We start from the raw sequence: 14,171 nt of genomic DNA on the forward strand, positions 1-14,171 counted from the left end.
GCAGCCCGTACGTGGACGGCGGCTGCTGGTCGGCCACCAACGCCGACCTGATGGCGGAGCGCGAGCTGGACGAGGTGTACGTGCTGGCGCCGATGACGCCCCCGGCGGCGCGCTCCCCGGGTGAACCGGTATCCGCACCGTGAACGAGGTGCGGCCCGGGCGGGTCGAGAGGTCGACCGTCCCGTGGTGGGCCGCGGTGACCGCGCGGACGATGGCGAGGCCGAGACCGGTGCTGCCGGTGGTGCGGGCCCGGGCGGGGTCGCCGCGGACGAAGCGTTCGAAGATCCGCTCCGCGAGCGCCGGTTCGATGCCGGGACCGGTGTCGGTCACGCTGAGGCGGATTCGGCTGTCGTCGCCGGCGGCGGCCGAGAGCGCGAGCGTCACCCGGGTGCCCTCCGGGGTGTGCACCCGGGCGTTGGCGAGCAGGTTGCCCACCACCTGCCGCAGCCGGTCGGCATCGCCCGTGACCAGGACCGGCTCCTCGGGCAGTTCCAGCTGCCAGCGGTGCCCGGGCCCTGCGGCGCGGGCGTCGGCGGTGCAGTCCAGCGCCAACCGGGTCAGGTCCACCTCCTCGGCGGCGAGCGGCCGACCCGCGTCCAGCCGGGCCAGCAGCAGCAGGTCCTCGACGATCGCGCCCATCCGCTGCGCCTCCGCCTCGATCCGGCCGAGCGAGTGCCGTACCTCGTCCGGCACCGGGCCCGGATACCGCAACGCCAGTTCGGCGTGGCCGCGTACCGCCGCCACCGGGTTGCGCAGCTCGTGGCTGGCGTCGGCGGCGAAGGTCCGCAGCCGTTCCTCGACCGACTGGCGGCGGGCGAGCGCGTCCTCCACATGGCCGAGCATCCGGTTGAGCGCCGCGCCCACCCGGCCGACCTCGGTGGCGAGGTCGTCGTCGGGCACCCGGACCGGCACCGCGACCTCCCCGCTGGCCAGTGGCAGCCCGCTCACCCGCTCGGCCGCGCCGACCACCCGGTCCAGCGGGCGGAGCGAGACCCGGACCCAGAGCGCCCCGGCGACCCCGGTCGCGACCAGCGCCACCGCGAACACCACCAGCTCGATCATGACCAGCCGGTGCACCGCGTCCTCCACCGGGCTCAGCGGCAGCCCGGTGACCAGCACGTCGCCGTCCCGCCCGGCAGTCGCGCGCAGCCGGTAGCCGGCCAGGTCGGAGAGTTCGACACTGCGGGCCGGGCCGCCGGGCGGCAGGGCGGCCAGGGCCCGGCGGTCGGCGGCGGTCAGCACGACCCTGTCGTCGGTGTCCGCGGCCACCGTCCCCTCGGCCACCTCCGGGTCGTCGGCGTCGCCGTCCACCACCCGGGCGGCGGTGACCGTGCCGTTCAGCAGCCGGGCGCCGAAGGTCCCCGGCGCCTGGGCCCTGGTGTCGCCACGGGCCGCGTCGCCCGCGGCCCGCGATCCCGGGTGCTCCAGGCTGGCCGCGTAGCGGCCGCCGGTGTCGGCGAGCTGCTGGTCGAGCCGGTCCACCAGGAAGTGCCGCAGCGCCTGGGCGGTGGCCAGTCCGACGCCCGCGCAGGTGAGCAGCAGGAGGGCGAGCAGTCCGGCTATCAGTCGGGCCCGCAGGGTGCGCGGCACCGACCGGCCGAGGACGCCCCGGGCCCGGCGGATCACCGGGGTGCCTTGATCACGTAGCCCGCGCCCCGGACGGTGTGGATCATCGGGGTCCGGCCGAGGTCCACCTTCTTGCGCAGATAGCTGATGTAGAGCTCGACCACGTGCGCCTGCCCGCCGAAGTCGTACGACCAGACCGCGTCGAGGATCTGCGCCTTGCTCACCACCTGCCTGGGGTGCTGCATCAGATAGCGCAGCAGAGCGAACTCGGTGGGGCTGAGCTCCACCGCCTCACCGCCGCGGGACACCTCGCGGGCGCGCTCGTCGAGCACCAGGTCGCCCAGTACCAGCGCGCCCTTCGGCACCTCCGGCCGGGCAGCTCCGGCCGGCTGCGCGCGCCGGAGCAGGCTGCGCAGCCGGACCACCACCTCGGCCAGGCTGAACGGCTTGGTGACGTAGTCGTCGCCCCCGGCGGCCAGCCCGGAGATCCGGTCCTCGACGGCGTCCCTGGCGGTCAGGAACAGCACCCTGGTCTCCGGCCGGGCGGCGTGGATCCGCCGCAGGACCTCCATCCCGTCGAAGTCCGGCAGCATCATGTCCAGCACCACGGCGTCGGGCCGCCACTCGGCCGCCGCCTCGACGGCCGCCCGCCCGGCGGTGGCCCCGCGCGCCTCCCAGCCCTCGTAGCGGAGCGCCCCGCAGAGCACCTCGACCAGATCGGGCTCGTCGTCGACGACCAGGATCCGCCACGGGCACCGCTCGGGCTCGGTTGGGTAATCCATGGGCACCTCCTGGGGGTCGACTCGTCACCGGGAACTGCCATCTTGCCTGCCCGCGATGAGAATGCGGTGAGATCCGCACCCCGCCCCCGAGCCGGGAAATGCCAGTTGACCTGGGAAAACGCTGGATTTCCGACCGGATGCCAGCGGCCGTTTCATAGCCGACTGAGAGCTTGCAGTGCCAGGGTTGCCACCGAGCTGCCCCGGACGGCGAGGAGGTACCCCGTGGCCGCACCCGCCCACACCGACCAGCGCGGACCGCTTGCGGCCCCCGCACGGCGGCGCGCTCCCGGGCCCCGACGGCTGCCGGACGAACTGCTGCCGGCGGCCGCCCTGGCGGCGATCGCCTCCGGTGCCCTGGGCCTGCTCGCGCTGTGGTGGCGGGACACCCCGTGGGTCGCCGGCACCGCCCAGTGGCTGACCGAGTCCGGCCGGATCACCGGCCTGCTGGCCGGGTACGCCGCTCCCGTCCTGCTGCTGCTGATGGCCCGCATCCCGCTGCTGGAGCGGGAACTGGGCGCGGACCTGCTGGCCCGCTGGCATGCGATGGGCGGGCGCTATCTGGTCGGGCTGGTCTCGCTGCACGTGGTGACGATCGTCTACGGCTACGCGCTCACGGACCGGCAGGGGCCGATCGGCGAGGGGGTCGAGATCGTCTTCCACTTCCCGGACATGCTCAAGGCCACCCTGGCCACGCTGATCATGTTCGGTACCGGCGCCGTCTCGGCCCGGGCCGCACGCCGCCGGCTACGCCACGAGACCTGGTACTACCTGCACCTGGCCACCTACCTGGCGGTGGCGCTCGGCTTCGGCCACCAGCTGGCCACCGGCGCCAACCTCGGCGAAGGTCCGGCCCGCGCCGCCTGGTACGCGCTGTACCTCGGCACGGCGGCCCTGATCGGCTGGTACCGGCTGGCCGTGCCGTACCTGCGGGACCGGCGGCACCGGCTGCGGGTCGCCGAGGTGCGTCCGGAAGGGCCAGGGGTGGTCTCGGTCTTCCTGACCGGCGAGCGGCTGGCGGAGCTGGGGGCGGAATCCGGGCAGTTCTTCCGGCTGCAGTTCCAGACGCCCGGCCTGCGCTGGGCCGCCAACCCGTACTCGCTCTCCGCTCCCCCGCAGCACGGCTTCCTGCGGTTCACCGTCAAGAACCTCGGTGACCACAGCGCCGCGGTGGCCGGGCTCCGGCCCGGTACCAGGGTCCGCGCCGAGGGCCCGTACGGTGCGTTCACGGCGCGCCGGCGGCGCGGGCACCGGGTGCTGCTGCTCGGTGTCGGGGTCGGGATCACCCCGCTGCGCGCGCTGTTCGAGACGCTGCCCGGTGAGCCGGTCCTGGTGCAGCGTGCCCGCCGGCCCGAGGACCTGCTGTTCCGCGCGGAGCTGGCCGCCGTGGCCCAGACCAGGGGCGCCCGATACCACGAGCTGGTCGGCAGCCGGCAGCAGGTCGGCGACCTCGGTGCCGCGCTCCGGCGGCTGGTCCCCGACCTGGCCCGCCACGAGGTCTACCTGTGCGGGCCGGACGGCCTCACCGAGGAGGCCGTCCGGGCGCTGCGGGCCGCCGGGGTCCGGCGGTCCCGGATCCACCACGAGTCCTTCGTCCTCTGATCTGCTCAGGAGCCCATCGTGCGACGAGCCGTCGTCACCAGTACCGCCACCGTGGCAGGGGTGATCCTGCTGCTCTCGCTCAAGCCCCACGGGGGAACGCATGCCACCGCCCAGGTGATCAGCACCGGCACCGGCCCCGGCACGGGTTCGGCCCCCGCCGCGGGTCCGACCCCCGGTGCGGGGGCGACCCCCGGTGCGGGTGCGGGCTCGACGGGTTCGCAGACGGTCACGGGCGATGCCGTCGACACCCGCTACGGCCCGGTGCAGGTACGGGTGTCGCTGAGCGGCGGGCGGATCAGCCGGATCGACGTCCTGCAGTACCCGGACGGCAGCGGCCACGACCGGCGGATCAACGCCGACGCCCTGCCCGCGCTCAACCAGGAGGCCATGGCCGCCCAGAGCGCGCAGATCGACGCGGTCTCCGGCGCGACGTACACCAGCGACGGCTACACCCGCTCGCTGCAGAGCGCGCTCGACAAGGCGGGCACCCGGTGATCCGGCACGCCGAGCACGTCATGGGCACGGTGTTCTCGTTCGCCGTCCGCGAGCCCGGGCCCGGGGTCACCGAGGCGCTCGAACGGGTGGTCCGCCGACTGCACCGGATCGACGAGGTCTTCTCGACCTACCGGCCGCAGAGCGACATCAGCCGGTTCGGACGCGGGGAGCTGACGCTCGCCCGGTGCGATCCGGCGGTCGCCGAGGTGCTGGAGCGGTGCCGCGAGGTGGCCGCCGAGACCGGGGGCTGGTTCACCGAACGGCCGGGCGGGCGGCTGGACCCGAGCGGGTGGGTCAAGGGCTGGGCGGTCGAGGAGGCGTCCGAGCACCTGCGGGCCGCCGGCTCCCGGCAGCACCTGGTCTCCGGCGGCGGCGACATACAGACCTGCGGCGGCCCCTGGCGGATCGGGATCGCCGACCCGCTGCGACCGGGAGGCGTCGCCGCGGTGGTGGCGGGCCACGACCTGGCCGTCGCCACCTCGGGCACCGCCGAACGCGGCGCCCACGTCCTCGACCCGCGCACCGGCCGGCCGGCCACCGGCCTGGCCTCGCTCACCCTGGTCGGACGCCGCATCGCCCGCACCGATGCCTGGACCACCGCCGCCTTCGCCATGGGACCCGACCGCGGCCTCGCCTGGGCGGCCGCCCGTCCCGAGGTCGAGGCCCTCGCCATCCTGCCCGACGGCACCCACCGCCGGACCCCCGGCTTCGGCTACGCAGAACCCGCCTAGCCGCACCGCGTCCGGCGCCCTCGCCCGGCGCGAACCACTGCCGGACAAGCTGAAACGCCGCCGGGGCTGCTCCCCCGGCGGCGTTCGCGGTCTTCTGCTACGGCTGTGCCGCGCTTACTTCTTCTTGGCCTTGGGCGACATCACCATGACCAGTCCAGCGATGATCGCGAAGAGCACCAGCGGGGCCACCACGAACAGCCCGATGGTCTGGGCCGCGCTGATACCGGGGCCCGGGTTGTCGCCGTCGTCCCGGGTCAGGGCCATGGCGGGCGACGACATCAGCATCATCAGCGTGGCCGCTGCGGTGACCGCACCAGCGCGCAAAGCGTTCCTCTTGTCCACGTTTCCAAGGTACCGGCCCCTTACCAACCCCCGCGCGCCGGGGTGTGCCTGCCGCACCCCGGCGCGACGCCCGCCGTGAGCGCCGCCACCAACCGGGCGGTGCCGGGGGCCGCGGCGAGCTCGTCCAGGGTCACCGGCCGACCGGTCCGATCGGCCACCGGGAGCCGCCAGTTGGGGTACTGATCCCAGGTGCCGGGCAGGTTCTGCGGGCGCGGATCGCCGACGGTGTCCGGCAGCCAGACACCGACCAGAGCGGCGGGGGTGGCGAGCAGGAAGCCGTACAGCGCCTCCGGGGTCAGGGCGTCCCCCTCGGCCAGCAGCCCGGCCCGGACCAGCTCGGCCCGCCACTCGGCCAGTTCGCGCACCGCCCCGGCCTGTTCCTCCCCGAGCGGGCGGGTCAGCAGCCCGAGCCGGTGCCGCAGCTCCACGTGCTCGCCGCTGAGCCTGGCCGCGGTGCTCGGCAGGTCGTGGGTGGTGAGGGTGGCCAGGCAGTCGGCCCGCCAGAGCTCCGGCGGCAGGACGGCACCGCCCAACCGCCAGTCCCGCTCGAACCAGAGCACCGAGGTGCCGAGGATCCCGCGCGCCGCCAGTTCCTCCCGCACGCCGGGCTCCACCGTGCCCAGGTCCTCGCCGATCACCCGGGTACCGGCCCGGTGCGCCTCCAGTGCGAGCACCCCGAGCATCGCCTCCGCGTCGTAGCGGACGTACGCCCCCTGGGTCGGCGGGTGGCCGGCCGGCACCCACCAGAGCCGGAACAGGCCCATCACATGGTCGATCCGCAGTGCCCCGGCGTGCCGTGCGGCCGCCCGCAGCAGCTGGGCGTACGCGGCGTAGCCGCTCGCCGCCAGTGCGTCGGGGCGCCACGGTGGCAGGCCCCAGTCCTGGCCGTGCGGGTTGAACGCGTCCGGCGGGGCGCCGACCGAGATGCCCTCGGCCAGGACGTCCTGCAGCACCCAGGCGTCCGCGCCCTCCGGGTGCACTCCCACCGCGAGATCGTGGATCAGCCCGATCGGCATGCCCGCCCGCTCGGCCGCGCCCTGCGCGGCACCGAGCTGCTCGTCCACCAGCCAGGCCAGCCAGCGGTGGAACTCGATCAGCGCGGCGTGCTCGGCCCGTGCCGCGGCCACCTGCGGGCTGTCCGGCCGGCGCAGGCCCTTCGGCCAGCCGCGCCAGTCACTGCCGTGGACGTCGGCCAGCGCGCACCAGGTGGCGTACCGTTCCAGCCAGTCGCCCTCGCGCCGGACGAACGCCCGGTACGCGGCCTCCCGGCCCGCCCCGCGCGGCACCCGGTGCAGCCGCTCCAGCGCCTCGCGCTTGAGCGCCCAGACCTCGTCCCGGTCGATCAGCCCGTCGTGGCGCAGCACCTCCTCGCGCAACCTGGCGGCCCGGGCGGGAAGTTCACCGAGATCGGCGTAGGCGTACTCGGGGACCGCCTCGATCCGCAGGTGCACCGGGTCGGCGAAGCGGCGCGAGGAGGGACGGTAGGGCGACGGGTCGGAGGGCATCCCCGGACGTCCCGCGTGCAGCGGGTTGATCTGCAGGAAGCCCGCCCCCAGCGCGCTGCCCGACCAACTCGCCAGCTCCGCCAGGTCCCCGAGGTCGCCCATCCCCCACGAGCGTTCCGACAGCACCGAGTACAGCTGCGCCAGGAAACCCCAGCTGCGGCCCTGCGGCGCGGGCACCCGCTGCGGCGCCACGATCAGCGCGGCGCTCTGCTCCCGCCCTTCCAGCCGAACCGTCAACCGGTGTCGCCCGAGCGGGAGATCGGCGGGCAGCCAGTGCGAACGCCCGCCGGGCAGCGTCCACTCCCCGCCGTCCTCCAGGGCGATGCTCAGCCGCGCCCGGGCCGGCACGTCCAGCGCCGTCCGCCGGCCCGACCGCACCACCACGCACGGCGGCAGCAACCGCCCTGCCGCGTCGGCCAGCTGGCGCTCCGACGACTTCCGCACCGCCTCGGGAGTGTGCGCGTCCACCCCGAGCGCGGCCAGCACCGCCACCAGCGTGTGCGCCGCCACCTGTACCGGCCCGCTGCCGGGGTCGTAGGTACTGTCCACCCCGTACGCGTGCGCCAGCGCCACCAACTCCGGCGGCGGGGGCGGGGCGTCCTCGGCGGGGGCCTGCGTGCTGCCGGCTGCTTCGGGACGGTCCAGATAAGCGGCCACTCTTGCACTCCTGCGGGTCCAGAAGGCGGTACGGGACTCCCCAGTCCTACCCGCGCCCACCGCACCCGACCCCGCACGACACGACCGGTCCCGATCACCGGACGGGTGAACCTTCCCGCGCGGCACGGCCGCCGGGACCGGCACCCGAGCACGGGCTGCGACCGGGCCGGTCCGATGGTCGGGAGGGGAATGCACGGGACATATCATCTATACCCATCAGCCACGTTGACACCGGACCAGGTAGCTGGTGGGCTGTGCGGCGGGTGGGGCCGAGGGTGGCAGACCAGCCGGAGGTGTACGGGCACCGGGCCGGTGAACTGGGGTTTTCGGGTGCGAGGAGGCTGCTTTGCAGGCGCGGGTTTCGGAATTCGCGGGGCGGCGGCTGAGGCAGCAGATCGAGCACAGCGCGGCCTTGCGCGAGGTGCTCCAGCATCCGGCGGCGCTGGCCGCGCGCCGGGCGACGGCGCGCACCGCACGACAGCTGGCGCCGAAGACGGCGGACCGGCTGATCGCGGATCTCAAGGGCACCGAACCGCTGCTGGCCTCGGTGCGGGCCGAACGACGGGCCGTCGGCAGTGCCGGCCACCGCCGGGCCGCGCTGCAGCTCGCGGCCACCCTGTCGGCCGCCGCGGTGGTGAGCGGACTGCTGGTGGGCCCGCCCGCGTACGCCGGTGCGCCGCAGGGGCAGACCGCGGTCAGCACTGCCCAGCAGGACCAGCCGGTGCAGCTGGGCACGGTGACCGACCCCCAGGTGTACCCGCGCCCGCAGGAACTCCGTACCGCCGGGCGCCCCGTCAACGTTCCCCAGGACGTGGTACTGGCCGCCGCGCCCGACGCCGACGGCGCAGCGCTGGACGTGGTACGCCAGGTGCTCGGCTCCGCCGGAGCCACCCGGATCACCACGACGGTGCCGCGGGTCCCGGACGCCGGTTCGCTGGTGGTGTACGTCGGCGGACCCGCCGAGGGCTCGGGCGGCACGACCGACCGGGTGCTGCGCGAGCTCGCCGCGGCGGGCACGACGGACAAGGACGCCCCCGCCCCCTCCCTCAACGGGATGCCGGGCGGAGGCTACCTGCTGACGATCGGCCAGCTGCCGGCCGGCGCCGGGACGTACGGCGCGGTGGTGCTCGCCGGGGTGGACAAGGCCGGGACGTTCAACGCCGCGCAGAGCCTGCGCCAGCTGCTCGCCCCGGTACCCGCCGGACAGGGGCAGAGCGGGCCGGACCAGGGCGGGCAGGGCCAGGAGGGCGACGCGAAGGGCTTCCCCGGCGTCAGCATCCGGGACTGGCCGAGCGGCGCGCCCGTGCGCGGGATCGCCGAGTCCTTCTACGGCTCCCCGTGGACCACCGAACAGCGGCTGAGCCAGCTCGACTTCCTCGGCCGCACCAAGCAGAACTTCTACCTCTACGCCCCGGGCGGCGACCCGTTCCGGCTCACCCGCTGGCGTGAGGCGTACCCCGAGGCACAGGCCGCCGACCTGCGGCAGCTGGCGGACCGGGCCCGGCGCAACCATGTCACGCTCGGGTACTCGATCGACCCCGGCCAGTCGTTCTGCTTCAGCTCCGACCGGGACGTGGACGCGCTGGTGACCAAGCTGGAGGGGCTCCGGCAGATCGGGTTCAGCGCCTTCCAACTGCAGTTCCTGGACATCAGCTACGACGAGTGGCACTGCACCCTGGACCGGAAGAACTTCGGCAAGGGCCCGGCCGCCGCCGCCAAGGCGCAGGCCCAGGTGGTCGCCAAGGTGCAGGACCGGCTGATCGCCAAGCACCCCGAGCTGGCACCACTGTCCATCGTCCCGACCGAGTACCAGCGGGCGGGCACCAGCCCGTACCGGTCGGCGCTGGCCGCCGCGCTGCCGCAGGGCGTCCAGATCGCCTGGAGCGGCGGAGCGGTGATCCCCGCGAAGATCACGGACGCCCAAACCGCCCAGGCCGCCCAGCAGGCGGCCGGCCACCCGCTGATGACGCTGGACAGCTACCCGGTCAACGACTCCGCCCCGGACCGGCTCTACCTCGGCGGCTACACCGGCCGCGACCCGGGTGTGGCGAGCAGGTCGGCGGTACTGCTGACCTCCGCGATGAGCCAGCCCCTGGCCTCCCGGATCCCGCTGGCGACCGCGGCCGACTTCGGCTGGAACCCGTCCGGCTACCGTCCGGCCGACTCCTGGCAGGCCGCGCTGCGCCCGCTGGCCGGCGACGGCACCAAGCTCACGGCGCTCACCACGCTGGCGGCCAACAGCGAGTCCTCCCCGTTGGCGAAGGGCGAGTCCGGCTATCTGACGCCGCTGCTGGAGAAGTTCTGGGCGGCGCTGGAGCCGAGCGCGGGCAGCCCGCCCGACCTGGCGAAGCTGCACGACGCGGCGACGCCGGTCCGGGACGCCTTCACCACCATGGCCGGCGCCCAGCGCGCGCTCGCCCAGGCACCGATCGGCGGCGAGGCCGCGCCTTGGCTGGCCCAGCTGAGCACCTACGGCCGGGCCGGGCAGTCCGCGGTGGACATGCTGCTCGCCCAGCGCGGCGGTGACGGCTCGGCCGCCTGGCAGGCCCGGACCGAGCTGCGGCGGCTGCGCGAGCAGCTGGCCCAGAGCGGAGCGACGGTCGGGTCGGGCGTGCTCGACCCGTTCCTGGACCGGGCGCTGCAGGCGGCGGACAACTGGTCGGGGGTCAGCGCGGGCTCGCTGACCCCGACCACCACGCTGGGCACCGCCAACGACCACGGCCCCGCGCTGATGGTGGACGGCGCCACGGACACCTTCTACTGGAGCTCCCGCCCGCCGCAGGCCGGCGATTCGATCGGGGTCGGCCTCGGGCCGGCGCGGGCGATCGGCCAGATCACGGTGCTGATGGGTTCCTGGGGCGACGACCCCGACGCCCTGAGCGCGGCCGACGACTACCTGCACGACGGGGTGCTGGAGTACGCCACCGCCGACGGCGGCTGGAAGCAGCTGGCCACGGTGCACAAGCAGAAGACGATCACCCTCACGGCACCGGCCGGGACGGTCGCCAAGGCCATCCGGCTGCGGGCCACCAGCGGCCAGAAGACGGCGGTGGCGGTGCGCGAGTTCACGGTGGGGGCGCCCGGCGACACCCCGGCTACGGTCACCGGCGGCCCGGCCGCCGCGCCCGGCTCCTCGCCGTCGGCCGTGCTCGACGGCAATCCGGACACCGCGTTCCGCGCCGCCAGCGCGCCTACCGCCGACGACGCCCCGCTCACCATCGAGCTGGGCACGGCCCGCCCGATGGACCGGGTGACCGTGCTGACCGACCCGACCGTGCGGGCCACCGCCACCGTCGAGGTGCGCCGGGCGGACGGCTGGGCGACGATCGGCACCGCGCAGCCCGGCTACAACGAACTGCCGGCCGGCGGCCTGAGCGCGGACGCCATCCGGCTGACCTGGGCGCCCGGCGGCGAGCCGCCCGTGGTGAACCAGGTCATCCCCTGGTACACCGACATCCCGGCGGCCCGGCTCAGTCTGGCCGCCGACTCCCTCGACGTGGTCGCGGGCGCCCCGGCCCCCGCGCAGACCCAGGCCGTGGTCGAGTCCGGCCGCCCGGAGGGCGCCACCGGCGACCTCAAGACCGAGGTCCCGGCGGCGGCGAAGGGGCTGACGGTCACTCCGGCCTCCGCCGTCAACGTGCCGCGCGGCGGGAAGGTCGGCACCCCGTTGCTGGTGACCGCCGCCAAGGACACCCCTTCGGGCACGTACCAGGTGCCGGTCACCTTCACGGCGGGCGGGACGACGGTCCGTCAGGTCCTCCAGGTGCGCGTGGTGCCCGCCACCGCCGGGGCCGACCTGGCGCGCACCGCCACGGCCACCTCCTCGGGCGACGAGACACCGGACTTCCCGGCCACCGCGGTCAACGACGGGGACCCGAAGACCCGGTGGTCCTCACCCGCGCGGGACGACGCCTGGGTGCAACTGGCGCTGCCGCAGGCCGCCCGGCTGGGGTCGGCGGTGCTGCACTGGCAGGACGCGTACGCCTCCGCCTACAAGCTGCAGACCTCGCCGGACGGGGTCACCTGGACCACGGTCTCCTCGGTGACCGGCGGGAAGGGCGGGACGGAGACGGCGCACTTCGACGCGCCGGGGGTGAAGTACCTGCGACTGCAGGGCGTCTCACGGGCGACCAAGTACGGGTACTCGCTGTACGGCATCGAGCTGTACGCGGTCGCTCCTTGAGCGGGCCCGTGCGGGGTTCGCTCCGTGACGGCGGTCTCCGGCGACAGGGGTGAACACCCGGGTGCGGGCTGCCCCGCCTCCCCGGCCGCCCGCGCGCGAACGGCGGGCCGCCGGCGCTCCCACTGAGGGGTGCGCCGGCGGCCCATGAGGCGTACCGGTCGGTGTGACGGGCAGGCCCGTGTCGGTCAGGCGGAGAGCGGTTCCGGAGAGGGACGGTCGCCGCGGCGGACTGGGTGGACGGGGTGGGAGCGGCCGAGTGCGGCCGGCAGGGCCGTGTTCGACTCGGTATGGTCGTGGTGCTCGTACTCGCGGAACTGCTCGACCCCGCCGTACGGCTCCAGGTAGGGCCGCCAGCTCGGGTCCTTGATGCCGGTGCCGATGACGCGCCAGGCCAGGCCGCTGGGCGGGGCCGGGGGGCGCTTCATCCGCCAACCGAGTTCGGTGAGGTGGCGGTCGGCCTTGGTGTGGTTGCAGCGGCGGCAGGCTGCCACCACGTTGTCCCAGCGGTGCTGGCCGCCCCGGCTGCGCGGGATGACGTGGTCGACGCTGGTGGCGGTGGCACCGCAGTAGACGCAGCGCCCGTGGTCACGGGCGAACAGCGCGCGGCGGGTGAGGGGGACGGGGCCTCGGAACGGGACCCGGACGAAGCGGGTCAGTCGGACGACGGACGGCGCCGTGACGGCGCTGGTGGCGCTGTGCAGAGTGACTCCCGAGTCCTCCAGGCTGACCGCCTTGTGGTTGAGGACCAGGATGAGCGCTCGGCGCATGGACACCACGCCGAGCGGCTCGTAGGACGCGTTGAGGACCAGGACATGCGGCACGGATGCCTCCTTGGACGCCTGCGGCGCGTGGCTCGCGCCGGGACGAGCGGGTGATCGCGTCGTTTTCCGCAACGCGATCTCCACCAGTGTCGCCTCACGCCGTGGCGGGGCGCCACCACTCCTGTGTAACGGGTCTGATGTGGGTTCCGTCATAGCGGGTATGCCCGCCCTCCGGCGCCGTTGCACCGCGAGGCCGCTGGTCGGGGCGCACCGGCGGCTGCGACGGGGGCTCGCGGGGTCTCTGATGGGGCGTCCGTCCGGGTGCCGCGCGGCCGCTACGCTGGTCCGGAACCACCGATCCCTGTTGGAAAGAGGCTCCGTACGTGTTCCGGTCCGGTGTCACCGGCCTTCTCGCCAGCGCGGCCCCCACCGCCACCCCCTCCGCCCCCTCCTCGTCCGACCCCCTGCCCAAGCTCGACCTCAAGCTGCCGACCAGTGCGAACGAGGTGTCGGCCAGCACCCGGCAGGCGGCGAGCTGGCTGGACGCCAACTGGCAGAGCTGGGTCGAGGGAGTACTGCGGATCGTCTTCCTGGTGCTGCTGGCGCTGGTGCTGCGGGCCGTGGTCCGCAAGCTGATCACGCAGCTGATAACGCGGATGACCCGGCACCACGAGCACGACTCGGACTACGGCCGGCTCGGCGGACTGCTGGCCAACCACGGGGTGGTGAACCCGGAGCGGCGCCAGCAGCGGGCCGAGGCGATCGGCTCGGTGCTGCGCAGCGTGGCCTCGTTCAGCATCCTGGGGACGGCCGCGCTGATGGTGCTGTCCGCACTCGGGGTGAACCTGGCCCCGCTGCTGGCCAGTGCCGGTGTCGCCGGCGTGGCGATCGGTTTCGGCGCGCGGAACCTGGTGACGGACTTCCTCTCCGGGGTCTTCATGATCATGGAGGACCAGTACGGCGTCGGCGACGAGATCGACACCGGAGTGGCCAGCGGCACCGTGCTGGAGGTGGGCCTGCGGGTCACCAAGCTGCGCGGGGGCAACGGTGAGATCTGGTACATCCGCAACGGCGAGGTGAAGCGGATCGCCAACATGAGCCAGGGTTGGGGCACCGCCACGGTGGACGTCCAGATCGCCTACCGGGAGGACCTGGAGCGGGTCGAGGGGCTGATCAGGGAGAGCGCCGAGCAGCTGGGCAAGGAGACCCCGTACGACGAGCTGATCTGGGGCCGGGTCAAGGTGCTGGGTGTGGAGTCGGTGGCGGCCGACTCGATGGTGCTGCGGGTGGAGGCCAGGACCACGCCGGGCGAGTCGGCGAAGGTCGGCCGGGCGCTGCGGCAGCGGCTGAAGCTCGCCTTCGACGAGGCCGGGGTGAAGCTGAAGGAGGAGCCCGCGCCGGTGGTGGCGGCACCCGCGGTGGAGTCGTCCGCGCCCTCGGCACTGGCCGATCCCAGCTCGGCGCGCTCACTGGCGGCCAAGCCGATCCCGTTGCCGACCGACTGACCGCGTACCCGGCAAAGAGCCCGTCCACCCCCGGCGGTGGACGGG

9 protein-coding genes and 1 pseudogene are annotated in these 14,171 nt (G+C 74.6%); 5 read left to right on the forward strand and 5 right to left on the reverse strand.

Going from position 1 to position 14,171, the window contains the following annotated elements:
• On the reverse strand, positions 1 to 1,626 hold a 1,626-nt coding region (locus ACWDAK_RS25205), incomplete at its 3' end, for a sensor histidine kinase (protein ID WP_449806503.1).
• Positions 1,623 to 2,348: a response regulator transcription factor gene (locus ACWDAK_RS25210; RefSeq protein WP_344635168.1), complete on the reverse strand. Its 726-nt coding sequence runs from the start codon at positions 2,346 to 2,348 to the stop codon at positions 1,623 to 1,625. The genes ACWDAK_RS25210 and ACWDAK_RS25205, both read right to left, overlap by 4 nt.
• Positions 2,349 to 2,570: 222 nt before the next feature.
• On the opposite strand from ACWDAK_RS25210, the gene ACWDAK_RS25215 reads away from it, so the two are divergent.
• From ACWDAK_RS25215 to ACWDAK_RS25225, 3 genes are read left to right on the forward strand one after another with little or no spacing between them, the layout of a single operon-like run.
• Complete coding sequence (locus tag ACWDAK_RS25215; protein WP_344635167.1) at positions 2,571 to 3,947, forward strand: ferredoxin reductase family protein; 1,377 nt, start codon at positions 2,571 to 2,573, stop codon at positions 3,945 to 3,947.
• 18 nt (positions 3,948 to 3,965) lie between these two features.
• Positions 3,966 to 4,442: an FMN-binding protein gene (locus ACWDAK_RS25220; protein WP_344635166.1), complete on the forward strand. Its 477-nt coding sequence runs from the start codon at positions 3,966 to 3,968 to the stop codon at positions 4,440 to 4,442.
• 20 nt (positions 4,443 to 4,462) lie between these two features.
• Positions 4,463 to 5,173 (forward strand): FAD:protein FMN transferase, encoded by a 711-nt coding sequence (locus ACWDAK_RS25225; RefSeq protein ID WP_344635416.1) that lies wholly within the window; start codon positions 4,463 to 4,465, stop codon positions 5,171 to 5,173.
• A 114-nt stretch (positions 5,174 to 5,287) separates the two neighbouring features.
• Here ACWDAK_RS25225 and ACWDAK_RS25230 read toward each other — a convergent pair whose 3' ends face one another.
• Positions 5,288 to 5,515, reverse strand: a complete 228-nt coding sequence (locus ACWDAK_RS25230; protein WP_344635165.1) for a hypothetical protein — start codon at positions 5,513 to 5,515, stop codon at positions 5,288 to 5,290.
• A 20-nt stretch (positions 5,516 to 5,535) separates the two neighbouring features.
• Positions 5,536 to 7,677, reverse strand: coding sequence for a 4-alpha-glucanotransferase (gene malQ, locus ACWDAK_RS25235; protein ID WP_425557545.1), 2,142 nt, complete (start codon positions 7,675 to 7,677; stop codon positions 5,536 to 5,538).
• 346 nt (positions 7,678 to 8,023) lie between these two features.
• Between malQ and ACWDAK_RS25240 the strand changes: the two genes are divergently transcribed.
• Complete coding sequence (locus tag ACWDAK_RS25240; protein WP_427394714.1) at positions 8,024 to 11,860, forward strand: beta-N-acetylglucosaminidase domain-containing protein; 3,837 nt, start codon at positions 8,024 to 8,026, stop codon at positions 11,858 to 11,860.
• A 326-nt stretch (positions 11,861 to 12,186) separates the two neighbouring features.
• On the opposite strand, the pseudogene ACWDAK_RS25245 reads toward ACWDAK_RS25240, so the two are convergent.
• Positions 12,187 to 12,681, reverse strand: a pseudogene (locus tag ACWDAK_RS25245) (HNH endonuclease); the annotation flags it as partial.
• Between the two features lie 323 nt (positions 12,682 to 13,004).
• Between ACWDAK_RS25245 and ACWDAK_RS25250 the strand changes: the two are divergent.
• Positions 13,005 to 14,126, forward strand: a complete 1,122-nt coding sequence (locus tag ACWDAK_RS25250) for a mechanosensitive ion channel family protein (RefSeq protein ID WP_425557544.1) — start codon at positions 13,005 to 13,007, stop codon at positions 14,124 to 14,126.
• The last annotated feature ends 45 nt before the right edge of the window (positions 14,127 to 14,171 follow it).

The organism is Kitasatospora sp. NPDC001175 (genome assembly GCF_053598215.1).

What these genes read in the sequence shown, in the direction of transcription:
- ACWDAK_RS25210 (WP_344635168.1), bottom strand. Translation starts at nt 2,348, where the DNA reads ATGGATTACCCAACCGAGCCCGAGCGGTGCCCGTGGCGGATCCTGGTC.
- ACWDAK_RS25225 (WP_344635416.1), top strand. Translation starts at nt 4,463, where the DNA reads ATGGGCACGGTGTTCTCGTTCGCCGTCCGCGAGCCCGGGCCCGGGGTC.